The sequence below is a fragment of the Labrys sedimenti genome, from assembly GCF_034424805.1.
GTDB classification, from domain to species: Bacteria; Pseudomonadota; Alphaproteobacteria; order Rhizobiales; family Labraceae; genus Labrys; species Labrys sedimenti.
Map to the genome: position 1 here is coordinate 1 of NZ_JAXOUF010000038.1, position 21027 is coordinate 21027.

At 62.7% G+C, this 21027-nt stretch carries 18 protein-coding genes; 11 read left to right on the forward strand and 7 right to left on the reverse strand.

Going from position 1 to position 21027, the window contains the following annotated elements; all coding sequences use genetic code 11:
* Positions 1–83: 83 nt before the first annotated feature.
* Both U1R88_RS34140 and gabT read right to left on the reverse strand, forming a co-directional pair.
* Positions 84–368 carry a hypothetical protein gene (locus U1R88_RS34140; RefSeq protein ID WP_322435322.1) on the reverse strand — a complete coding sequence of 95 codons (285 nt, stop codon included), beginning with the start codon at positions 366–368 and terminating at the stop codon, positions 84–86.
* A 9-nt stretch (positions 369–377) separates the two neighbouring features.
* Complete coding sequence (gene gabT, locus U1R88_RS34145; protein ID WP_322435323.1) at positions 378–1697, reverse strand: 4-aminobutyrate--2-oxoglutarate transaminase; 1320 nt, start codon at positions 1695–1697, stop codon at positions 378–380.
* A gap of 322 nt (positions 1698–2019) precedes the next feature.
* On the opposite strand from gabT, the gene U1R88_RS34150 reads away from it, so the two are divergent.
* Both U1R88_RS34150 and U1R88_RS35800 read left to right on the forward strand, forming a co-directional pair.
* Complete coding sequence (locus tag U1R88_RS34150) at positions 2020–3003, forward strand: LysR substrate-binding domain-containing protein (RefSeq protein ID WP_322435324.1); 984 nt, start codon at positions 2020–2022, stop codon at positions 3001–3003.
* A gap of 180 nt (positions 3004–3183) precedes the next feature.
* Positions 3184–4272 carry a cell wall hydrolase gene (locus U1R88_RS35800; protein WP_425545528.1) on the forward strand — a complete coding sequence of 363 codons (1089 nt, stop codon included), beginning with the start codon at positions 3184–3186 and terminating at the stop codon, positions 4270–4272.
* A gap of 114 nt (positions 4273–4386) precedes the next feature.
* On the opposite strand, the gene U1R88_RS34160 is transcribed toward U1R88_RS35800, so the two are convergent.
* Complete coding sequence (locus tag U1R88_RS34160; RefSeq protein ID WP_322435325.1) at positions 4387–5202, reverse strand: phosphate/phosphite/phosphonate ABC transporter substrate-binding protein; 816 nt, start codon at positions 5200–5202, stop codon at positions 4387–4389.
* 209 nt (positions 5203–5411) lie between these two features.
* Positions 5412–6050, reverse strand: coding sequence for a nitrile hydratase subunit alpha (gene nthA / locus U1R88_RS34165; protein WP_322435326.1), 639 nt, complete (start codon positions 6048–6050; stop codon positions 5412–5414).
* A 141-nt stretch (positions 6051–6191) separates the two neighbouring features.
* On the opposite strand from nthA, the gene U1R88_RS34170 reads away from it, so the two are divergent.
* The 3 genes from U1R88_RS34170 to U1R88_RS34180 all read left to right on the forward strand — a co-directional run bounded on the left by U1R88_RS34170 (position 6192) and on the right by U1R88_RS34180 (position 7213).
* Positions 6192–6482 carry a YggT family protein gene (locus U1R88_RS34170; RefSeq protein WP_068293246.1) on the forward strand — a complete coding sequence of 97 codons (291 nt, stop codon included), beginning with the start codon at positions 6192–6194 and terminating at the stop codon, positions 6480–6482.
* 56 nt (positions 6483–6538) lie between these two features.
* Positions 6539–6808 carry a DUF167 family protein gene (locus U1R88_RS34175; protein WP_322435335.1) on the forward strand — a complete coding sequence of 90 codons (270 nt, stop codon included), beginning with the start codon at positions 6539–6541 and terminating at the stop codon, positions 6806–6808.
* A gap of 72 nt (positions 6809–6880) precedes the next feature.
* Positions 6881–7213: a hypothetical protein gene (locus U1R88_RS34180; RefSeq protein WP_068293245.1), complete on the forward strand. Its 333-nt coding sequence runs from the start codon at positions 6881–6883 to the stop codon at positions 7211–7213.
* A 34-nt stretch (positions 7214–7247) separates the two neighbouring features.
* Here U1R88_RS34180 and tesB read toward each other — a convergent pair whose 3' ends face one another.
* Positions 7248–8120, reverse strand: coding sequence for an acyl-CoA thioesterase II (tesB, locus tag U1R88_RS34185; protein ID WP_322435327.1), 873 nt, complete (start codon positions 8118–8120; stop codon positions 7248–7250).
* Between the two features lie 65 nt (positions 8121–8185).
* On the opposite strand from tesB, the gene U1R88_RS34190 reads away from it, so the two are divergent.
* The 3 genes from U1R88_RS34190 to U1R88_RS34200 all read left to right on the forward strand — a co-directional run bounded on the left by U1R88_RS34190 (position 8186) and on the right by U1R88_RS34200 (position 10791).
* Positions 8186–9400, forward strand: coding sequence for a ubiquinone biosynthesis hydroxylase (locus tag U1R88_RS34190; RefSeq protein ID WP_322435328.1), 1215 nt, complete (start codon positions 8186–8188; stop codon positions 9398–9400).
* 106 nt (positions 9401–9506) lie between these two features.
* The gene (locus tag U1R88_RS34195; RefSeq protein WP_322435329.1) at positions 9507–10118 is read left to right on the forward strand and encodes an SDR family NAD(P)-dependent oxidoreductase; all 612 of its coding nucleotides are present in this window, start codon (positions 9507–9509) and stop codon (positions 10116–10118) included.
* Between the two features lie 307 nt (positions 10119–10425).
* The gene (locus U1R88_RS34200; protein WP_322435330.1) at positions 10426–10791 is read left to right on the forward strand and encodes a hypothetical protein; all 366 of its coding nucleotides are present in this window, start codon (positions 10426–10428) and stop codon (positions 10789–10791) included.
* 3 nt (positions 10792–10794) lie between these two features.
* Here U1R88_RS34200 and U1R88_RS34205 read toward each other — a convergent pair whose 3' ends face one another.
* A complete protein-coding gene (locus tag U1R88_RS34205; protein ID WP_068293233.1) occupies positions 10795–11661 on the reverse strand; it encodes a LysR substrate-binding domain-containing protein in 867 nt (288 codons plus the stop codon).
* A 393-nt stretch (positions 11662–12054) separates the two neighbouring features.
* On the opposite strand from U1R88_RS34205, the gene U1R88_RS34210 reads away from it, so the two are divergent.
* Together U1R88_RS34210 and U1R88_RS34215 are read left to right on the forward strand one after the other, a co-directional pair.
* Complete coding sequence (locus tag U1R88_RS34210) at positions 12055–12972, forward strand: DMT family transporter (protein ID WP_322435331.1); 918 nt, start codon at positions 12055–12057, stop codon at positions 12970–12972.
* Positions 12973–13128: 156 nt separating this feature from the next.
* Positions 13129–14451 (forward strand): AcvB/VirJ family lysyl-phosphatidylglycerol hydrolase, encoded by a 1323-nt coding sequence (locus U1R88_RS34215; RefSeq protein WP_322435332.1) that lies wholly within the window; start codon positions 13129–13131, stop codon positions 14449–14451.
* 109 nt (positions 14452–14560) lie between these two features.
* On the opposite strand, the gene U1R88_RS34220 is transcribed toward U1R88_RS34215, so the two are convergent.
* Positions 14561–16096 carry a bifunctional metallophosphatase/5'-nucleotidase gene (locus U1R88_RS34220; RefSeq protein WP_322435333.1) on the reverse strand — a complete coding sequence of 512 codons (1536 nt, stop codon included), beginning with the start codon at positions 16094–16096 and terminating at the stop codon, positions 14561–14563.
* A 138-nt stretch (positions 16097–16234) separates the two neighbouring features.
* Between U1R88_RS34220 and U1R88_RS34225 the strand changes: the two genes are divergently transcribed.
* The gene (locus U1R88_RS34225; protein ID WP_322435334.1) at positions 16235–20833 is read left to right on the forward strand and encodes an NACHT domain-containing protein; all 4599 of its coding nucleotides are present in this window, start codon (positions 16235–16237) and stop codon (positions 20831–20833) included.
* The last annotated feature ends 194 nt before the right edge of the window (positions 20834–21027 follow it).

Consider the following 21027-nt stretch of genomic DNA (forward strand, 5'->3'; position numbering starts at 1 on the left):
CATGGCCGCGCTCGTCGGCTCGCTATCGCGCACCGCCAATGGCAAAGCCTCCTGAACGCGACTACTTCACGGGAGACCAGTTATCACCGCCGCCTTTGCGAATACGGGATCTGCTTGAGATTGCAGATCTGCGTGCGCGTGCGGATCAGACGGCCCTGATAGCGCGAGCCGGGCCGATACCAGCGGCAGCCATACCAGGGCGGGCGCCGTGTCGTCGTCTCGATATGCACCGATCCGTAGCGGCGATGGGAGAAGTCATGGCCGCCGATATAGACGTTCCTGCCGAAACGGACTTCGGCAAGAGCAGGCCCGCCGGCGCTGAGGAGCGCCAGCAGGATGGTGATGGCGAGGAGCCGCAAATGGCTCATCGCGACAGCTTACTTGGTGCCGAGCAAAGCGGCTTCGAGGATGTCGAGGCCTTCCTTCAGCACCTTGGGCTGGATGGTGAGCGGGGCCAGGAGGCGCACCGTCTCGCCATAGACACCGCAGGTGAGGATCATCAGGCCGCGCTCGAGGCATTCGGCGGCGAGAGCCTTGGCCGCGGCGGGATCGGGCTCGTTGCCGCCATGGCTGGTGACGAGCTCGAAAGCCGTCATGCCGCCGAGGCCTCGGATATCGCCGATTGGGCGCCCGGTCTTCTTGCGCTTGATGGCCTTCAGGCGCTTGAGGATGAGTTCACCCTGCTTGGCCGACTTGTCGAGCAGGTCCTCGGCCTCGAAGGCCTCGAACACGCCGAGCGCGGCAGCGCAGGCCACCGGGTTGCCGGCATAGGTGCCGCCGAGGCCGCCGGGCTCCGGTGCATCCATGATATCGGCCTTGCCGACGATGCCGGCGAGCGGGAAGCCGCCGGCCAGGCTCTTGGCGGTGGTGATCAGGTCGGGCTCGACGCCGGAATGCTCCATGGCGAACCACTTGCCGGTCCGGCCGAAGCCGGTCTGGATCTCGTCGGCGACCAGCAGGATGCCGTGCTCGTCGCACAAAGCGCGCAGGCGCTTGAGGAATTCCGGCGAGGCGATGTAGAAGCCGCCTTCACCCTGTACCGGCTCGATCACGATGGCGGCGACGTTCTTGGGGTCGACATCGGTCTTGAACAGCCACTTCAGCGATTCGAAGGTGTCCTCGACCGAAATGCCCTTGTGCTCGATCGGATAGGGCACGCGCCAGACGCCGCCCGGGAAGGGGCCGAACTTGGTCTTGTAGGGCACGACCTTGCCGGTCATCGCCATCGCCAGCAAAGTGCGGCCATGGAAGGCGCCGTTGAACACCACGACGTCGGAGCGGCCGGTATGGGCGCGCGCGATCTTGATGGCGTTCTCGACGGCCTCGGCGCCGGTGGTGACCAGCATCACCTTCTTGGGGCCAGAGATCGGCGCGATCTCGATGAGCTTCTCGGCAACCTGCACGGCCGGCTCATAGGGCGTGACCATCAGGCAGGTATGGGTGTAGCGCTCGAGCTGCTCCTGCACCCGCTTCATCACGGTCGGGTGGCGATGGCCGGTGTTGAGCACGGCGATGCCGCCGCCGAAATCGATGAAGCGGCGGCCTTCCACGTCCCAGATCTCGGAGTTCTCGGCCTTGGCGGCGAAAACCGGCTGGCCCGCGCTCATGCCGCGCGTGAAGACGCTGGCGCGCCTTTCCAGAAGGTCCTCCGTCTGGGTGCGGTTGGCGCCATGCGCCTTGGTGGCGGGTGCATTCATGGATCGAACTCCGATTGCTTGATCAATGCGCTGTGGGCGCATGCTATGGCGCTGTGCGATCGGCTCGTCAATCTCCGTGCGGGACCATCGACGGGCTGTTGTCCGATCGGTTCGGAGCCTTTCCGTGACGACGCTCTTGGATTGCGGCTGATCAGGCGCTTGGCTGGAATCCTGCCATGTCTTGCTGCCGCGCGGCAGGTGCTTTATGCCTGCCGCGGTGGTGCGGATTTGTAACCACTGAAGCCTTGAGGCACCAGTCACCTCGCGGAGCGCCACAAGCGGGGCTGCGGAACGGGTTTGGGTATGGGAAGGGCGCGGCGCAATGGCGGGTCCAGGCGACAGGCCTTCGAGCGACGGTGCATTCGGCACCGAGGAGAAGGATGCCGGCGATGGCGCCGAGTCGGCCTTCGGCGGCCGGCTGCCGCCCCTGTCCATGCTGCGGGCCTTCGAGGCGGTTGGGCGCTTTTCATCCATGCGCAAGGCCGGCGAAGCGCTCGGGGTCAGCCACACGGTGGTGTCCCGGCATGTTCGCCACCTGGAAGCCTGGTTCGATCTTCAACTTGTTACCTCCGGGGCGCGTGGCGTCAGGCTGACCAAGGCTGGTGCCCGGCTGTTCGAAGTGACGACCGCGGCTTTCGGCCAGCTCGCCGAAGTCACCATGGAACTGCGGCCGGCCCAGCGCCTACGCGGCCAGTTGCGGCTGTGGTGTGCGCCGGGCCTGGCGGCCCGCTGGCTCACGCCGCGGCTCGATGCCCTGCAGGCCGTGCTACGGGATACGATCATCGTGGTACGCGCGACTTCGGACCAGCCCGATTTCGCCCGGCATGAAGCGGATGCCGCCATCATCTTCGCCGAGGAGGCGCCGGCGCCACCCGTGACGGCTGCGCTGCTCCAGCGCGTGCGCATCTTTCCCGTCGCCAGCCCGGCCTGGCTGGCGACGCAGGCGCCGATCGCGAGCCTGGCCGATCTTGCCGGCCAGAAGCTCATTCATGAAGACAATGCCAGCCAATGGCATCGCTTCTTCCGTCTCGCCGGCTACCGGGCGGCGACGCTGAAGGGGCCGTGGCTGTGGTCGGCCTCATCAACCCATGACGCGGCCCTGGCGGGCCAGGGGGTGGCGCTGTCGACCAGTTTGCAAGCCGACGGAGACATTGCGGCGGGACGGCTGGTCGAACTCCTCGACACCGACGTCTCGCTCGGCAGCTATTGGCTGATTGCGCCCGAAGCGCGCTGGCGCCATCGCACCATATCGACCCTGCTCAAATGGTTGCGCCAGGAGATCGGCGAGCGGCCATCCACTGCTTGAGTCCATTAACCAAAGGGCACTTCCGACGCCGCAAAAGTGTTGCAAATCGGGCACGGCTGGCAAGAGTCGGGTAACCATCCCGTTAAAAAGACACCCGTATGGAGAAGTTTTGCAGGCTCGTTGCAATTCCGCCACAAAAATGATTACCGGTCGTTAACTTTCTCACGACACAACGAGCGCATGAAGACACGAACCCTCACATCTGCCCTGCGTTTCCTCGCGATTGCGGCGGTCACCTCGGCTCTTGGCGGCTGCGCCCTCTTTTCGACCTCGCGTGTGGCCAGCACCACGAATGAGCGTGAGTGTCTGGCCCGTGCCATGTATTTCGAATCCAACCGCTCCAGCGACGACGGCATGCTCGCCGTCGGCACGGTGGTGATGAACCGCGTCGAGTCCGGCAAATATCCGCGCTCGATCTGCGGCACGGTTGGCCAGCGTGTGCAGTTCGCCCCCGGCGTGCTGACCAAGAAGATGAACGATTCCGGCCGCGAGCGCGCCTTCCGCATCGCCGATGCGGTGATCAGCGGCAAGCGCTATCCCGGCATGTCGAAGAACGTGCACTTCTTCCATACGGCCGGCTATACCTACCCCTACAACAACATGCATTACGTGGCCGTAGCCGGCGGCAATGCCTTCTACGAGAAGCGCCGCCGCGGTGGCGATGCGCCTTCCGCTCCGCCGGTGATGGTGGCCCAGGCCGAAATGCCGCCGCTGCCGACGACGGTGGCCGCCGCCGAGCCGATGCCCGCGCCGCAGCCGCGCAGATATTCGCGCCCTGCCGCCCGGCCTCTGCCGACCGTGGCCTATCAGGATGCCGCTCCGCAGGCCGATCCTGTCATCGATATCCTGCCGCCGACCCGTCCCCGCTTGAGCCCGGCCAAGCGCCGCGCCGTGCCTGACGTGCAGGTCGCCCAGAATGATCCGGATGCGGGCATGGTGCCGGAGGCCTTGCCGCCGGTGCGGCCGCGCGGTTCCGTCGGCAAGGTGCATCTGGGCGCAGCCCAGCAGGATGGTTCCCACATCGCCTTGCCGCCGGCCCGTGGCAACGCCCAGCCGCAGTTCAACTTCCAGCAGGGACCGTCCGGTGTCGAGGCATCGGCGCCTGCGGCCAAGCCGCGGCGGCCCATGGTGGCCCAGTCGCGCACCGTACCCACGGTCCGTATCCAGCCCGAGACTGTACAGGCGGATATGGGCGGCATGCCTGAGCCGGCACCCCAGCCCAGGACCAACAAGAGGCGTTCGAGCCTGGAGCCGGAACCACTGTACTGATCGGCTTGCATCAGAGATGACGCCCTTCCGGATTTACGGGGGGCTTTCGAAGGGCGGATGAGGGGGTCTCTCCGCCCTTTTCTTTGCCTGGATCGGGTAAAGGGGTGTTTGCGCTCAGGCGATAGTGGCGTAGCCCTGTTCCCGGGCTTCGCGGTCCCAGGCCAGCGTCCTGTCGAAATCGGCCTGCTCCACCGGCGCGAAACCGCTGAGCCGAAGTGCCTCGCCGAGCGGGGTGAACCAGGGCTGATGGTGAGCGGCAGCGAAGGCGGCCTTGAGCCGCACGATCGTCTCTGCCGGCAGGCCTGGAGCCGCCACGAAGGAGGGGATCGGCGCCAGGCCGGTCGAGCTGATCACGCGAATGCCCTCGGTCAGGTCGGGGCGATAGGCTCGGATGAGTTCGTGCCAATAGCCGTCGAGCGGACCGACATCGATCTCGCCCGCCAGCACCTTGTCGAGAATCCCACGCGCGGTGATGAGATTGCCGACGACCTCGCGGTAGAGCGCCGGGCGATCGGGCGAGCGATGGGGCAGCAGGTGATGGCGCAGCGCATTGAAGCCGGAGTGGGAGTGCTCCACCGTCCAGCCGATGCGATGGCCGAACGTATCCTCGAGGCGCCGGAAGGGGCTGTCGGCCTTCACGATCAGGTCGGAACGGTAGAGCGGCTTGCCGCCGGCCCATGCGGCGGCCGGGATGGGCGCGGCGATCGGGATCACTTCCGAGAGCTGGAAGGCAATCGGATAGCCGCACATGAAGACGCAGCCGAGGTCGTCGCGCTCCCACAGCACTTCCAGGGGCTGCGGGGCGGGATAGGGCTCATAGTCGAAGGCCACGCCGGCGCTCGCCATGACATGGCCGAGCAGGACCTTCCAATGCTCCTCGACTTCCGGCGTGACGGAATACATGCGGGCATTGGCGATGAAGCGGGTCATGGGCTTTAAGATCTTTCGAAAACGGATGGATTGTCATCCCCGGTTGAACCACTCGCGAGCATAGCGAGAGAGGGCGAGGGGAAGGGGATCCAGGGGCCTAGGAAGAGCTTCACAAACCACTGGATCCCAGCAACAAGCGAAGCTTGTGACGATACCCTCGGCCTGCGGCCTCGCCGGGGATGACAACAGGTGTTTGCTGCCGACAGATATCACAGCCCGCCCGGCTGGATGGCGAGGCCGGTACCGATCATGGAATCGCGGGTGACGAGCTGGGCCAGCGCCATTTCGCTCCAGCCCTTGGTGCCGTCGGGCCGCTGGGGCAGCACGAGGTAGCGCAGTTCCGCCGTCGAGTCCCAGACCCGGATCTCGGTGTCGTCGGGCAGGGTGACACCGAATTCGGCGAGCACGCCGCGTGGATCGATCACGGCGCGCGAGCGATAGGGCGCGGATTTGTACCAGACCGGCGGCAGGCCGAGCACCGACCAAGGGTAGCAGGAGCACAGCGTGCAGACGATGAGGTTGTGGAGCCCCGGCTTGTTCTCCACCACCTTCATATGTTCGCCCTGGCGGCCCGAATAGCCGAGCGAGGCGATCGCCTCGGTGGCGTCCTCCAGCAGCCAGGTCCGGAATTCCTCGTCCCGCCAGGCATGGGCGACGACATGGGCGCCGTTGCGCGGGCCGACCTTGGTCTCATAGGTATCGATGAAGACGTCGAGGGCGGCCGGGTCGACATAGCCCTTCTCGACCAGCACGGCTTCGAGCTTCTTCACCCGCTCAGCCATGGGGGAGGGCGGCGCGCCATGATGATGGTCGTCGTCATGGTCGTGATCGTGATCATGCGTGCTCATGGCAAATGTGTCGCAGAGATCGCGGTGAGAGGCAATGTCGCTGTGACATCCGCCGGTTCTCGATCCCCGCCCTTGCGGTGCACCGTCCCGGTCGCTAGATCAGGGGGCAGGTGTGAATGGCCCGGAAGGCTTGGAGACCCGATGCGCGCGATCCTCGACATCATCCTCATCCTGCTGCAGCTCTATATCTATATCGTGCTGGCTTCCGTGGTGTTTTCATACCTGGTGGCGTTCAACGTGGTCAGCCGCCGCAATCCGACGGTGGCGGCGATCGGCGATGCCCTTTATCGCCTGACCGAACCGGTGTTCGCGCCGATCCGGCGCCGCCTGCCCGATTTCGGCAGTATCGACTTCTCGCCCTTCGTGGCGATCCTGATCGCGATCTTCATCGAGCGGATCATCGCCTATTACATCTATCCCTACGTGCCTTGAGCGCTTCCGATCCTGTCGCCCCTTGGCGGATCACGCCTGACGGGCTGCTCGTCGCGATGCGCCTGACGCCGCGCGGCAGCAGGGATGCGGTCGGCAACGTGGAGACCCTATCGGACGGCCGGGCCGTGCTGACGGCGAAGGTGCGTGCCGTGCCTGCCGACGGAGAGGCCAACCAGGCTTTGGTCAAGCTGGTGGCCAAGGCCCTGGGCGTACCCGCCAGCCGTGTATCGATCAGGCAGGGGGCGACCAGCCGGATCAAGATGGTGCAGGTGGAAGGCGACGGCGCCGCACTGGAACGATCCATTCTCGCTGCGATCGGCCGATAGCCGCGGAACAAACGTCCTCACCTTGCGTTAACCAGGGCAATTTTGCTGGAGCAGAGTAGGGGAACTGGCCATATGGCGATGATTTTGCGTTCACTTCTGGCCGCGGGCGGAATGATGCTGGCGCTCGACGCCCGGGCGGCCGAGGCCCCCGAAGTGGCGGCCTGCAAGGCAAGCGGCCTGCTGGCGCTCCAGCAGAAGGCGCCCGACATCGCCGATCTCGTCATCGACCAGGAGAGCATTGCGGTTTCGGCGGCGGACACCAAGGTCGGCGACGTGCCGGTCAGGGCCGTCGTCCTGGGCGAGGCCTATATCAAGAGAGGGAAGGAGGCGGGCCGGCCGGACCGCTTCGTCTGCCTGATCGGCGAGAAGGGCAAGGTGCTCCTGACCTTCTTCACGGCGAAATAGGGCTGGCCAGCCCGGACACCCTCGAGGTGATGTCTCAGCCCGGTGGCTTGCCCCAGTGCTTGCGGATCAGGCCTTCCTGGGCCACCGAGGCGATCAGGCGGCCTTCCTGCCAGATCTCGCCGCGGGCAAAGCCGCGGGCGCCGCCCGTGAACGGGCTTTCCTGCGCGTAGAGCAGCCATTCGTCCATCTTGAACGGGGCATGGAACCACATGGCATGGTCGATCGACGCAGGCTGCACGTCGGGATCGAACACGCTCTTGCCATGGGCGACGAGCGTGGTGTCGAGCAGGGTCATGTCGGTGGTGTAGGCCAGCACGGCCTCGTGCAGCGGCCGGTCGTCGGGCAGCTTACGGGCGGCGCGGATCCAGATATATTGCCGGGGCTCCCGGGGCGTGCGGGCAGTATAGCGCTTCATGTCGACCGGCCTGAGTTCGATCGGGCGCTCGCGCTCCCAATAGTCGCGGACGACCTTGGGCAGATGGCCGAGGAACTGGTCCTTGAGCTCGGCGATGCTCGGCAATTGATCGGGCGTGGGCACGTCGGGCATGGTCGCCTGATGGTGCCAGCCGTCCTCGGGGCGATGGTAGGAACAGGACAGCGAGAAGATCGGCTGGCCATGCTGGATGGCGATGGCGCGGCGGGTGGTGAAGCTCTTGCCGTCGCGCAGCCGGTCGACCTGGTAGATGATCGGCACGCTGGGATCGCCGGGGCGCAGGAAATAGCCGTGCAGGGAATGGACATGGCGGTCGGGCTCGACGGTACGGGTGGCGGCGACCAGCGCCTGGCTGATCACCAGGCCGCCGAAAACGCGCTGCCAGCCGCCCTGCGGGCTCGTGCCGCGGTAAAGATTGTGTTCGAGCTGTTCGAGATCGAGTATCGAGATCAGATTCGCAAAGGGATCGGACATGAGGCTTTCCTTGATGGGGGCAGAGCACCGATCCTTCCGCTGAATGTCAAGCGCGGGGTTCACACATGGCCAGCAAAGCCGATCTTGTCATCGCCGGTGCCGGGTTCGCCGGCCTCGGTCTCGCCTTGGCGCTGAAGACCGAGCTCGGCGCGGGCTTTTCGGTCGTCATCGTCGATCCCATGCTCGGCAAGGGCCCTTCGCGCGATCCGCGCTCGTCCTCGATCGCCACCGGCGCGCGGCGCTTCCTGGAAAAGCTCGGCGTCTGGGAGGCGGTGGCCGATGAGGCCCAGCCGATCCTGGACATGGTGATCACCGATTCCAAGCTCGATGATCCGATCCGGCCGACCTTCCTCAGCTTCGCCGGCGATGTCGAGCCGGGCGAGCCCTTCGGCCATATGGTCGAGAACCGGCTGCTGCTCGATGCCCTGGTGGCGCGGGCCGAAGCCCTCGGCATCGAATTGCGCGGGCAGGGGGCTTCCGTCAGCCGCTACAAGCTGACCGAGGACGGCATCACCGCCGAGCTGCCCTCCGGCGACGACATCGCCACGCAATTGCTGGCGGCGGCCGATGGCGGGCGCTCACGCCTGCGCGAGCAGGCCGGCATTGCCATGCATGGCTGGGACTATGGCCAGTCCGGCATCGTCACCACCGTCGAGCATGAACTCGACCATGAAGGGCGGGCGGAAGAGCATTTCCTGCCCGCCGGTCCCTTCGCCATCCTGCCGCTGACCGGCCGGCGCTCCTCGCTCGTTTGGACCGAGAAGACGGACGAGGCGACCCGCATCCTCGGCCTCGACGATGCCGGCTTCCATGCCGAACTGGAGCGCCGCTTCGGTCTCAAGCTCGGCGAGCTCAAGGTGATCGGGCCCCGTGCGGCTTTCCCGCTGTCGATGCGCATTGCCCGCAGTTTCATCGCCGATCGGCTGGCCCTGGTCGGCGATGCCGCGCATATCATCCATCCCATCGCCGGCCAGGGCCTCAATATGGGCATCCGTGATGCGGCGGCTCTCGCCGAATGCGTGGTGGATGCGGCGGCTCTCGGGCTGGATATCGGCAGCCCGGACGTGCTGGAGCGTTATCAGCGCTGGCGGCGCTTCGACACCGTCTCGATGGGCATCGCCACCGACGGCCTCAACCGCCTGTTCTCCAACGATCACGACGCCATCCGCCTGGTGCGCGATGTCGGCCTCGGCCTGGTCGAGCGCTTCCCGGCGGCCAAGCGGCTGTTCATCCGGGAGGCCACCGGCCTGACCGGCACGGTACCGCGCCTGATGCGGTGAGGGATGGAGCGCGGACATCTTGTCCGCCCTTACAAGAGCGGACAAGATGTCCGCGCTCCAAACGCCAATCTGATACTGTCGCTGCTCGGTTGTGAATGGGGGCCGCATGGATCTGGAACTTGCCGGCAAGGTCATCGCGCTGACGGGTGCCTCGCGGGGCGTCGGGCGGGCGATTGCCGAGCGCCTGGCGGCGGAGGGCGCGGCGGTGGCGATCGCGGCGCGCTCGGCGCAGGAGCTGGCCGATGCCCATGCCGTGATCGAAGGCCATGGCGGGCGCTGCCTCGCCTATGCCTGCGACCTCTCCGTGCCGGGCGAGGCGGCCGCCTTCATCGGCGCCGTGACCGAGATCTTCGGGCGCCTGGACGGCCTGGTCTGCAATGCCACCATGGCGACAGGGCAGGGGCGCGAAGGGCAGGAACGGGAGGCCTGGCAGGCCGAGCTGGCGCTCAATCTCGGCCATGCGGTCGAGGCCGTCGAGGCCGTGCTTCCCGCGCTGGCCTCGCCGGGCGCTATCGTTCTCGTGGCGCCGAAATCGGGGAATGACTGGCCGGCGACGGCGTGCCGCGGCGGGCTGGAAGCCGTCATCGGCCATTTCGCAAGCAAGGCCGCCGGCCGTATCAATCTGATCGGCAAGGACGCCGAAGCACTCGCCGACAGCGTCGCTTTTCTGCTGTCTGCCCGCGCCGTTGCGATCAATGGCGCCATGTTGGGGGCCTGAGGCGGCAACAGCACCTGCCATATCGGGTTCATTGGGGCCTGCCGACCGCCAGGGCAGGCTTATGGCGCCCTTCGTTTCGCCGAAAGGCGGCAGTGCCGGGAAGCACGACAACGTAGCGAAACGAAGAATTGAGGCCGGGAGTGTTCCCGCCTAAACACATCTTTGCTTCAGTGCATCGGGGCGCCTTGACAATGATTCTGGGGCAGGAGTAACCGTAGCGGGAATGAATGCGGGTGAAAGACTTCGATTCATTGTCATGTCGAGGTTGATCCGGGTGCCTATTCGGCAGTGACCGTCGAGTTTAATATTGTATTCCCCTATCAATGCTGCGGTAGAAGAAATGAGAAATATAAATACGACAATTTTTGCTTTTGGATCAGTCGTCCTGCTAGGCCTGACGCTCTCTACATCGGCTTTTGCAGATGGGACGGTGACGGTGGTCAATCGTAATTCGGGCCGCTCCATTCAGGAAGTCTTCTTTGCCAATGCCGGCGAAAGCGATCCCTGGCAGCCTGCCGACCTGGCATCCCCCGTCGCCCCGCAGAGCTCGAAGGTGCTGAGCATGAGCGGGTCCAACTGCTTCTTCGACATCAAGGTCCGATTCAGCGACGGCTATGAGGCAACCTTCACGAATGTGAATGTCTGCCGCAACGACCGCGTCCTGGCTGATTGACGCCTAGGCCGCCAGCGCTTCCTGCTGCAGCACGGTTTCGCGCAGGAAAGTGGCGAAGCGCTTGGTGGCGACGCTGGCATTGGCGGGCACGACCAGGGCGATGTCGAGATGCGGCAGCTCCGGAAAACCCTCCTCCTCACCCAGGCGGCGCCATTCCTTGGGAATGGAAGAAATGCCGAGAATGGTGACCGCCATGCCGGCATTCACGGCCGAATGAATGCCGGGCATGTGGCTGGACGTATAGGCGATGCGCCAGGGCCGGCCCATGGCATCGAGGGCGGCGAGCGCATCGGGCCGGCAGCGGCAGCCTTCCGGGAACATGGCGAGCGGCAGGGGATCGATCAGCTCGGGGCGATGATCGCGCGCGGCGCACCAGGCCCTCGGCTCGCGGCGCAGCACTTCGCCGAGCGGATGGGCCGGGTCCTGGGTGATGATGGCGAGATCGACCTCGCCGCGCTCCAGCATGGGCTCGAGGCGGAAGGAGAGGTCGCAGCGCATTTCCAGCTGCACGCGCGGGAAGCGCCGGGAGAAGGCGCCGATCAGCGGCGACACCATCATGTCGACGAAGTCGTCGGGCACCGCGAGGCGCACCCGGCCGGCGGCCTCGTCGCCGCCGATGGCGGCGAGCGCCTCGTCCTCCAGGCTGAGGATGCGGCGGGCATAGCCGATCAGGATCTCGCCGGCGAAGGTCGGCGTGACGCCCTTGCGTGAGCGTTCCAGCAGGCGCTTGCCGATGCGCGCCTCCATGCGCGAGACGATCACGCTGACGGCCGCCTGCGTCTTGCCGAGCGCCTCGCCGGCGGCGGTGAAGCCGCCGCGATCGATGATGGTGACCAGCGTTTCCAGGCTGTCGGTATCGAAATGGCGCATCGAGGTAGATCCATAAGGAAATGAAATCCTGCCATAAGATACATTCGTTTTCGCTTATGTGAAGCGCGGCTTATTCTGCTCGCAAGTCACGATCCGGAGACAATTGAAGCACCACTTTTGTCATGCCCGGGCCTGACCCGGGCATCCAGCGGCTCCGTCTTCCCGGCCTGAAAGGGGCGTGGATTGCCGGGTCAAGCCCGGCAATGACAAAGGTCGAGCCAGTTCGATCCGTTTGTCCGTCGACGAGTCCAAGTACGAGTACCAGGTACGAGTACCAGCCCTAGCGCAAAGCGCGTTCATGACCGAACGCTTATTTGCTCTAACTCTTTGTTTTAACGCGTCTTTGCGATTCTAGGTGACTCCGTAAAATCGCAAAACGCTATAGAGCCTGCCATGAGCGACATCGCTTCCGCCCCGCGTCCGGCCAGCCTGCCCGCCCTCGATTCCGTCGGCCTGGGCGCCATGATCGCCTCCGTCCTGGCGATCGCCTGGTCGCCCATCCTGATTCGCTTCGCCGATGTCGCGCCGGCCGCCGCCGCCTTCTGGCGGCTGGTGTTCTCGCTGCCGGTGCTGTTCGTCTGGGCCGAGGCCGAGCGGCGGCGGGCCGGGCGCGGCAGCATGGCGTCCTTGCTGACCCGGCCGGGTCTGCTGGCGGCCAGCCTCGCGGGCGTCGCCTTTGCCGCCGATCTCGCCTTCTACCATGCCGCCCTGCCGTTGACCTCGGTGGCCAATGCCAGCTTCATCTCGAACCTGGCGCCGGTGGCTTCGGTGGTCGCCGGCTTCGTGCTGCTGCGCGACCGCATCCGCCCGGCGGTGCTGGGGGCTCTCGCCATCGCCCTGGTCGGCGTCGCCATCACCAGCGGCGCCCATCGCACTGGCCTCACCATGGGCAGGGGCGATCTGCTGGCCCTCGGCGCGGCGCTCGCCTATGCCTTCTATCTCGTCGCCCTCCGGGTGGCGCGCAACACCCGCCTGGCCGCCGACGCCTCGCTGGTCTCCACCGTGGTCGCGTCAATCGGCCTCATCGCCATCGTGCTGGTCGAGGGCGGCCCCTTCCTGCCGCAGTCGCCGCAGGGCTGGGCCGTGGTGATCGGCCTCGGCCTGATCTGCCAGGTGCTCGGCCAGGGGCTGAGCGCGGTCGGCATCGGCCGGCTGCCCGCCGGCGTGGTGGCGATCATCCTGCTCTCGCACCCGGTGCTGTCGGCCATCATCGCCTATTTCGTCTTCGGCGAGGCGCTGAGCCTCGACCAGCTCGTCGGCGGCGTGCTGATCCTGGCCGCCGTGGTGATGACGCGCATCAACATGAAGTGATGGGCCTACGCCCAATCGCGGACTCGACAGCACATCGAGCCGGGCATAGTTTACCTCAGGGCATGTCGTCGGTTCTGGATTGGACTGCAATCCAGAGCCGATGACATGTTCTTGTGCATGCGAAGCGGTGGGCCGTCGCATGCCCTCAGGTGATCCATGCGTTTGTTCCTTGCCCTGTCCGCCCTGATGATCCTCGCGCAACTGCCGGCTGCCGCGCAGGCCGCCGCCCCGCAGGAGGTGCAGGACGCGATCTTCGATGACGTCAAGCTCTACAAGCCCGCCGACAAGCCGGCCAACGTCATCGTGCTGCTGTCCGACGCCGACGGCTTCGGCCGCGACGAGGACACCCTCGCCAGCGAATTCCGCCAGCGCGGCGATTTGGTGATCGGCCTCAACTGGCCGACGGCTAGGCGCACCGCCGGCGGCCGCCGCCGCATGACCTGCCCCGAACTCGCCGGCCATATCGAGGACACCACGCTGCGCATCGAGCGCGAGCAGGCGATCGCGCCCTATGTCACGCCCGTGCTGGCCGGCGCCGGGCTCGGCCGCGATGCCGCGCGGTCCCTGGCTCTGCAGGCCGACAGCCATCGCATCGCCGGGGTGATCGCCGTCCACACCACCACGATGAGGCCCGATACGATCTCGGCCTGCGCCATCGACAAGGCGGCCCTGGCCAGCGCCGACGTTTCGGCGGCGACCACCGCCAGTTTCGTGGCCCTGCGGGAAATCGAGGATGGCGACGAGAGCGCCGCCGAAGAGGCGGCCGAGGCCCTCGGCAAGGATGCCGGCCCGCATGGCCCGGGCGAGCTCTCCGACCTGCCGCTCTACGTCTCCGAACCCGCCGAGCCGGCCCATCGGCTCGCCGTGGTGCTGACGGGGGATGGCGGCATGGGCCAGCTCAACGTCGATCTGGCCACGGCCCTGACCCGGCGCGGGGTCGGCGTGGTCACCATCGATTCCCGGCGCTATTTCTGGGCCAAGCGCGATCCCGATGAAGTCGCCACCGACCTCAAGCGCATCATCAAGCATTACCGCGCCGCCTGGCCGGTCGATCGGGTGGCCCTGGTCGGCTATTCCTTCGGCGGGGACGCGCTGCCGCTGGTCTATAACCGCCTGCCCCTGCGCATCAAGCGCATCGTCGCGGTGGTCTCCCTCTTATCGATCGCGCCGGCGACCGACATGCGGGTCGAGCTCAGCGACGACGACTATCCCAACGAGATCGCGCTCCTGCCCGAGGCAGCGCGCATCGATGCGCCCAATGTGCAGTGCATCTACGGCCAGGAGGACCGCATGGCCGCCTTGGCCTGTCCCGCCCTGGCCAAGGCGCGCCCGGATTTCGCCATCCTGCGCGAGGCCGGCGGCCACGGCTTCAGCGGCGATGCCGACAGGCTGGCCGACATCATCGTGGCGCCGCTGCTCTCCGCCGATCCGGTGCCGCGCCAGGCGAGGGCCGGCATCGGCGCCAATCACGGGCATTGAGGGTGGGCCGGAGCACGGGGGCGTCGTCCGTGGGCTTGCTTTGCGATGAGAGCACGCCTTCTACCCTCCCCATCGAGGGGAGGGTAAAGAGCCCGCGCCCCAGGCCCCCTCAGCCCTCCACCCTGATCCGCCCGCCGACACCAGTGGTAACCGTGCCCTTCTCGCGCAGATAGACCATCACCTCATTGGCGAGCAGCTTGCCGTCGGTCGCCCCGATCAGCACGCGGCCGCGGCCGATGGCGTCATAGCCGTCGCCGCCGGCCAGCAGAAAATTGTTGGAGGCGAGCTTGTAGCGCCTGACCGGATCGAGCGCCTCGCCATTGACGCTGACCGAGGTGACGCGCGCGCCCACCGGCGCCTTGGCATCCACCGTGATGGCGAGGCCCGAGACCTGCGGGAAGCGGCCGGCATAGTTCTGCAGCTGCGAGACGCCGTTCTCCAGCGCGGCCTTGATGTCGGCGCCCTTGAGCTCGACCAGCACCGTGGTGTTGCCGAAGGGGAGTTCGGAGAGGATGTCGCGGCGGGTCAGCCGCGCCCCGGCCGGATAGACCTTGTTGGCGCGGATGCCGCCGCCATTGGTGATGGCGCAATCGGCGCCGGTGCGGGCGCGGATGGCATCGGCGATGAGATCGCCCATGGCGGTTTCCTGGGAGCGCACGCTGGCGGTGCGGCTGTCGAGCTCGACGGCGGTGGTGGCGATCACGACGTCGAGCTCGCGCGAGAGCTCGGCCTCCAGCCTGTCGACCGCGGCCTGCACCTCGGGGGCCGCCTCGACCGACAGGCTGTCATGCACGCGAAAGCTCGGCAGCCAGGCGATCTTGCGGCTTTTGCCCTCGCCGCTCGCCGTCACCACGAAATCGATGGCGGTGACGAAATTGCCCTCCTCGTTGGATTCCACCATCACCGTGCGGCCGTCATAGCTGATGGCGAGATCGTGGTCGTGGCCGGTGAGCAGCACGTCGACCAGCCGGGAGCGCACGATCTCATTGTCCATGGCGCGATCGGTATGGGCGACGCAGACGATGAATTCGGCGCCCTCTCTGTGCAGGATCTCCACCTCGCGCTTCAGCGTCTCCAGCTCGGGCGCGAAGATGAGGTCGCCGCTCTGCGACATCTGCGGCGTCGCCGCCAAGGCGAGGCCGGTGACGCCGACCTTGATGTCGCCGAGCTCGTGGATCGAATTGTCCTTCATGCCGGGGATCGGGCTGCCATCGGCCCGGCGCATATTGGCGGCGTAGAAGGGAAAGTTCGCCTCGGCCATGCGCTTGAAATAGACCTCGGTGCCGAAGTCGAACTCGTGATTGCCGGGCACGAAGATGTCGGGCCGGATCATGTTGGTGAGGGCGACGATGTGCTCGCCCTGGTCGAAGCCCGACATCAGCGAGGGCGAGAAGCAATCGCCGGCATGGCAGAACAGCATCGGCACGCCGCGGGCGCGCTCGGCCTTGACCACGGCCGCGAGCTTGGCAAAGCCACCGCGGCCCTTGGTGTCGCCGGCCTTGTAGATGTCGTTGACGAGCAGCAGCGAGAAGGTGGTGCCCGCCGGTGCCGCCTCGGCGGTCTCGGCCGCGCCCGACAGCATGGTGACGGAAAAGCCGGCGGCAAGGCCGAGGCCCAGCGTCTGGCGGCGATTGAGAGGAGGCATGGCGGGCATCCCGAAAGGCGGTGGAGGAGGGAGGGTTCCACAGGGATGTGACGGGGGCAAGTCGGGAAGGAAATGAGTTGGGGCGATTCTTGGAAATTTGCGTACTATGCCACCAACCGAAACTGAAAGCACCTCACCTTGACCGCCCCCAACATCAACTTTCGCAATATCCGCAAGCATCGAAGTTCCCAAAACGATGGATTTGAGGAGCTTACCCGGCAATTGGTGCTTGCCGAACCTCCAGAGAACCATACGTCAATCGAAAGTCGCGGACCTGGAGCCGACGGCGGGGTTGAAATACTGGTTAGGTTTCTAGATGGACGTATCTGGGGCTGGCAAAGCAAGTATTTTCTCGATTCATTCGGAACATCCGAGGTTGCGCAGCTCAGAAAATCGTTCAGCGCCGCGTTGACGAATTTTCCGCAGCTGGAGCGTTATTATGTTGCCATTCCCCGAAATTTCTCCGGACATGCCGAAGGCGACCAAGATACGCAAACAAAAAACTGGAACGGCTTCAAGACATGGTGTGCCGATGAAGCTGCTAAGCTTGGTCAGTCGGTTTCAATTGAACTCTGGGATGAAAGCTATTTCGTAAGCAGGCTGCAGCGCAACGATGCAATCTATGCTGGTATGCGGCTTTATTGGTTTGATGAAAAGGCTCTAGACATTGAGTGGTTTAGACATCAGTTGGCAAAGTCCGTTGCCTATATCGGTAAACGATACCGTCCTAACGATCACGTAGAAGTCAGAATAGCCAATACAATCCGCGTATTGCGCCGATGCGATGGCTTCGAAAATCGTTTGGAACGTGTTTCGCAAAACGTGGTTAGCGCGATAGCCATCCTTCAAACGCTCGTCAAGATGGAGGGGGAAGTCGGTGCTCTGAATCAGCACTGCGACAGCCTATCAAAGCTCCTTGAGGAACTTAGCAGCACTTTGGCGGATTGCGATTGTGGGGATTTATACGCACGTCTGTTGTCTGAGGCTTTGAGTAAGGTTGCTAAGTTCAGAAATGAGAATCTGTCATATCGAGTTCTAACTCACGCACAGTACGAGCAAATCGAGGAAATCGATCCAGAAACCGGGAACAAAAAGCTCAAGTATACGTATTCTGACAGGATTCGAGAAAGAATAAGAGATCTCGCTACGAAGATCGGAGAGGCGGCCTCGGAGTTTTCATCGTCGGAAATCGAATTGCAGCAGCATCCCATCCTACTTGTTGACGGGGATGCAGGTGTCGGCAAATCCCACCTCCTCGCCAACGAAGTGGAGAGCCACATAAGAAATGGCAATCCCGCGTTATTCGTTCCAGCGCGAGTTCTCGATCACGGCGACAGGCCCGAACAGGAATTGTTGCGCTACCTAGACGTCAGTGATCTCAGATTCGAGACCTTCCTGGCCGCACTACAGGCTGCCGCGCTCGCAAGTGGCTGCCCGGTTCTCTTCGTCATCGACGGTATAAATGAGAGCTTGTTCGCCAGGGGATGGGAGAGCGGGCTGCCAAGCCTCATTACACAGATCAAGAAATTCAAGCGCATTGCGCTTTGTGTCTCCATTCGCTCCTCCTACCGAGAACTTTGCATACGGAAGGGGCTAGATATAACCCGGATTTCACATCACGGTTTTAGAGGCCACCTTGGGGAGGCAGCAAAAGAATATCTCGATAGGAATGGTATCGAGCGCCCGTCAGCTCCTATCTTCGGCTTGAACGAAATTCTTTATAATCCGCTGTTTCTTTCTACGGCGGTAGATTTCATGAAGGCGACGGCTCAGGTGTCGTTTCCGCGTGGCATGGACTCCGTTGCGTCCCTAATATCATTCTGGCTTGGCGCAGTTGAACAAAACCTGATTACGAAAGGGTTCGATCGCGTTTCCCTGAACGACGGAAAAATTCCTCAAATAATGAAAAAGCTAGCCTCGGAAATGGCGACGGCAGGGAGCGAGTACGTTGCATATGAACTCGCCCACAAGATTTGTGAGGAAGTGGTTGATCTTGCACCACCGGCGAAACAGAGTGACCGGCTTTTGCCGCGCCTGATAGATGAAGGGTTACTGCTGGATTTTCCTTATAATGATGCAGATACTGGAAAAAGAGTATCGTTTGGGTTTCAGAAATTCAGTGATTATTTCATTGCCGACGCAATCATTCGTGATTGCAAGACCCCTCCATTGCTCAGCAAAGAGCTCAAGAGCGACGGAAAATACGCCCATATATTTTCTGAAGAGCGACTCTATGAATTTTCTGGACCACGTATCGCACTTCTTGCTTTGACGCCCGCCCGGTTTGGACGAGAACTGCCTTTGATTGAGGAAAAGCTCTTTGAGAGCATTCGGATATCGGTGGAAGAGTTCATATCATCCCTTTTGTGGCGACGGAGTCAGGATATTTCCGAGGAAACGGTAAACTTAGTAGAGCGGCAGCGGCAAAGAGAAAGCAAGAATGGCCCGGTAATCGATGATTCCAGTTGGTTTGATCTACTTCTGGAATTGGCTCCGCTGCCAAACTGCCTGCTCAACGCGTCCTATTTGAAAAGAGAGCTCGCATCGCTTCCGCTCGGAGAGCGGGACGCGAAATGGTCGGTCTATTTAGTCGGTAAAACCGAGACATATGACGACGATTGGCCTGTTGTACAGCAACTGATTGACTGGGCTTGGGTTGCGCCAAAATCGGAGATCGAAGCGGATAAGATTCATCAGGTAGCTATGGCGCTCGCTTTGATGACTTCGACCATGGATCGGGGATTGCGAGATTGCGCTACCAAGGCATTAGCTAGCTTGCTCGTCAAATTCCCCGATGAGATTTCGATGTTGATAGACGAGTTTGCCGACTGGGATGATTCCTACGTCCGCGAACGCGTCTTGGCTGCTGCTGCGGCCGGCGTTCTCTACTGCGATGACATAGATGTTCTGAAGGCGGCCGCATTCGCGACCGACAATATGGTTTTCAGGAAGTGCCCTGTGGAGCGCCATGCCTGGACAAGACGCTACGCGCAAATCATCGTCAATCACGCTGCCTTTAACAAAGTTGGCATTGATCCCGAGCTGATATCGCGCTCCGCTCCACCTTATTCGTCAGAGCCTATATCAGACTGGCCGACTTTGGAACAAATCGCCCCCCACCGTGAAAGCGCTAGTTCGATCTTCAGTTCGGTAGTCGGCTTCATTGGCAAGCACTTTGATGGGAAAGCGCCTACGATGGCCGGAGACTTCGGTCGATATACGATGGGCGGAATTGATAACAATTTTTCTGAAGTTGTACGAGGAGATCGGCCTCCATTATCTCGCAAAGACGAGATCAAGCACTTCTGGAGTAAGGTTGCCGCACTCGGCCCAAGTGCCCAAGCTGCGCAAGACGAACTCACTAGATTAGCTGAACTCCAAGAAAAATTTAGGGTATCTCGTCTCCTGAGATCCCTGGGTAAAGATGAATACTTGCCGACAGACGACGAAGAAGATTCCGTCGTCGGAGATTCCGCCGAGGCGTCTTATGCCGAAGCAGAAAGCTCGCTTATAGCGCTGTTGCCCCCTAAGCTGACGCGAGAATATGAGCGCCTTCGACCACTAAACAGATTTCGCGAAAACGGCGTTCTAAAATTTCCGCTGCTGAAAGGTCAATGCTGGGTATTCAATCGGACGTTGGGACTTGGATGGCAACAATCTTTGCACGAGGAAATCGAAAGAAATCACCTAAGATATTCTCATGGCAGGCATGATCACCAGGTCGAAAGAATTGGCAAGAAATACCAGCATATCGCGTATGGCGAGCTGGTTGGCTACCTTGTTGATTATCACTGGTATCTGGATTGGAACGAGGAGCCTCGCGTCCTGACCTGTCTCGAAGATTTCGAGCGTGCAGATATTGATGCAACGTACCTGAGCGGCTCATTCAGCAAACCCAGTGAGACGTATTTTCAGGAAGCGATACGCGTACCGGAGATGGCCTTTGTTCCCGACAATCCAGAAAGCAACATGGCTTGGACAAAAACATTGGATGATATTCCACACCCGGTACAATTTCTCATCCAATCGGGCGCAGATGGGCACCGATGGTGTTTGCAACACAGCTTTTGCCGAAGCGAAGAATATATGAAGGGCTTCGAGTCAAGCGAGCCATTCAGAAGTGCTCAGTATGGAATTGAACTCATTCTCGTTGATCAGGCGGAGTTAGGAAAATTGCAAAGCCTGACCACCAAGAGGATTAATCAAGATAGCCACGACGTATTCGAGAATGGTTGGTCCTCAGCCTCCCTCTTTGGCCAAAGAAGCTTTAAGCATCAAGCCCTGGCTCCTGCTCTTTCGCTGTCGTACCGCGCCGCTGATTTCAAGTTTGCACGTATAACCGAAAATTACTCTCCCAAATCCAGTGAGTTTGATCGAAGCGGCGTTTCAGACGAGACAGATTTCTCCACGCCACACCCGGCCTTGCTCGTGGAAATGAAGCTTAGTCCCAAGGACGGATGGTCCAGATTCTTTGTTGCGGCTGACGGAACTCCTGCGTTTTCCGATAATCCCGCATTCCTGGCGGGCGTCAGAGTTATTCGGCAGGACCTCATTGAGGAATTTGCAAGAAACCATAATTTGAAGGTCGTTTGGAGAGTCTGGGTCGAAAAGGATGGCGGCTTGGGAACAAACCACGGCAGTGGGAGATTTGAACAGTTCGCGCGCTATGATTTTATTGGCTTTTTCTTCGAAGACGGCGGAGACTGGCAGGGAAAATTGATTCCGTTTCGTAGTTAATGATCAGCGTCAATTCTCTCTTTTGGATCAAGGTGGCTGGCCTACAGTCCGAGTTTGAGGCGCAAATCTCCTAGCGAACGATACGGAAGGAGCCAACAAGTGACGGCAACCTACCGACTAGGCCTCGTGGACAAAGGGCAGCCACAGCAATGCGGATGCGAGGCTGACGAAGCCGAGATATGACTCTCTGGTTT

What these genes read in the sequence shown, in the direction of transcription:
- U1R88_RS34175 (WP_322435335.1), top strand. Translation starts at nt 6,539, where the DNA reads ATGCGCCTGACGCCGCGCGGCAGCAGGGATGCGGTCGGCAACGTGGAG.
- U1R88_RS34190 (WP_322435328.1), top strand. Translation starts at nt 8,186, where the DNA reads ATGGCCAGCAAAGCCGATCTTGTCATCGCCGGTGCCGGGTTCGCCGGC.
- U1R88_RS34210 (WP_322435331.1), top strand. Translation starts at nt 12,055, where the DNA reads ATGAGCGACATCGCTTCCGCCCCGCGTCCGGCCAGCCTGCCCGCCCTC.
- U1R88_RS34195 (WP_322435329.1), top strand. Translation starts at nt 9,507, where the DNA reads ATGGATCTGGAACTTGCCGGCAAGGTCATCGCGCTGACGGGTGCCTCG.
- U1R88_RS34215 (WP_322435332.1), top strand. Translation starts at nt 13,129, where the DNA reads ATGCGTTTGTTCCTTGCCCTGTCCGCCCTGATGATCCTCGCGCAACTG.
- U1R88_RS34150 (WP_322435324.1), top strand. Translation starts at nt 2,020, where the DNA reads ATGGCGGGTCCAGGCGACAGGCCTTCGAGCGACGGTGCATTCGGCACC.
- U1R88_RS35800 (WP_425545528.1), top strand. Translation starts at nt 3,184, where the DNA reads ATGAAGACACGAACCCTCACATCTGCCCTGCGTTTCCTCGCGATTGCG.
- U1R88_RS34160 (WP_322435325.1), bottom strand. Translation starts at nt 5,202, where the DNA reads ATGACCCGCTTCATCGCCAATGCCCGCATGTATTCCGTCACGCCGGAA.
- U1R88_RS34180 (WP_068293245.1), top strand. Translation starts at nt 6,881, where the DNA reads ATGGCGATGATTTTGCGTTCACTTCTGGCCGCGGGCGGAATGATGCTG.
- nthA (WP_322435326.1), bottom strand. Translation starts at nt 6,050, where the DNA reads ATGAGCACGCATGATCACGATCACGACCATGACGACGACCATCATCAT.
- U1R88_RS34205 (WP_068293233.1), bottom strand. Translation starts at nt 11,661, where the DNA reads ATGCGCCATTTCGATACCGACAGCCTGGAAACGCTGGTCACCATCATC.
- U1R88_RS34140 (WP_322435322.1), bottom strand. Translation starts at nt 368, where the DNA reads ATGAGCCATTTGCGGCTCCTCGCCATCACCATCCTGCTGGCGCTCCTC.
- gabT (WP_322435323.1), bottom strand. Translation starts at nt 1,697, where the DNA reads ATGAATGCACCCGCCACCAAGGCGCATGGCGCCAACCGCACCCAGACG.
- U1R88_RS34220 (WP_322435333.1), bottom strand. Translation starts at nt 16,096, where the DNA reads ATGCCTCCTCTCAATCGCCGCCAGACGCTGGGCCTCGGCCTTGCCGCC.
- tesB (WP_322435327.1), bottom strand. Translation starts at nt 8,120, where the DNA reads ATGTCCGATCCCTTTGCGAATCTGATCTCGATACTCGATCTCGAACAG.
- U1R88_RS34170 (WP_068293246.1), top strand. Translation starts at nt 6,192, where the DNA reads ATGCGCGCGATCCTCGACATCATCCTCATCCTGCTGCAGCTCTATATC.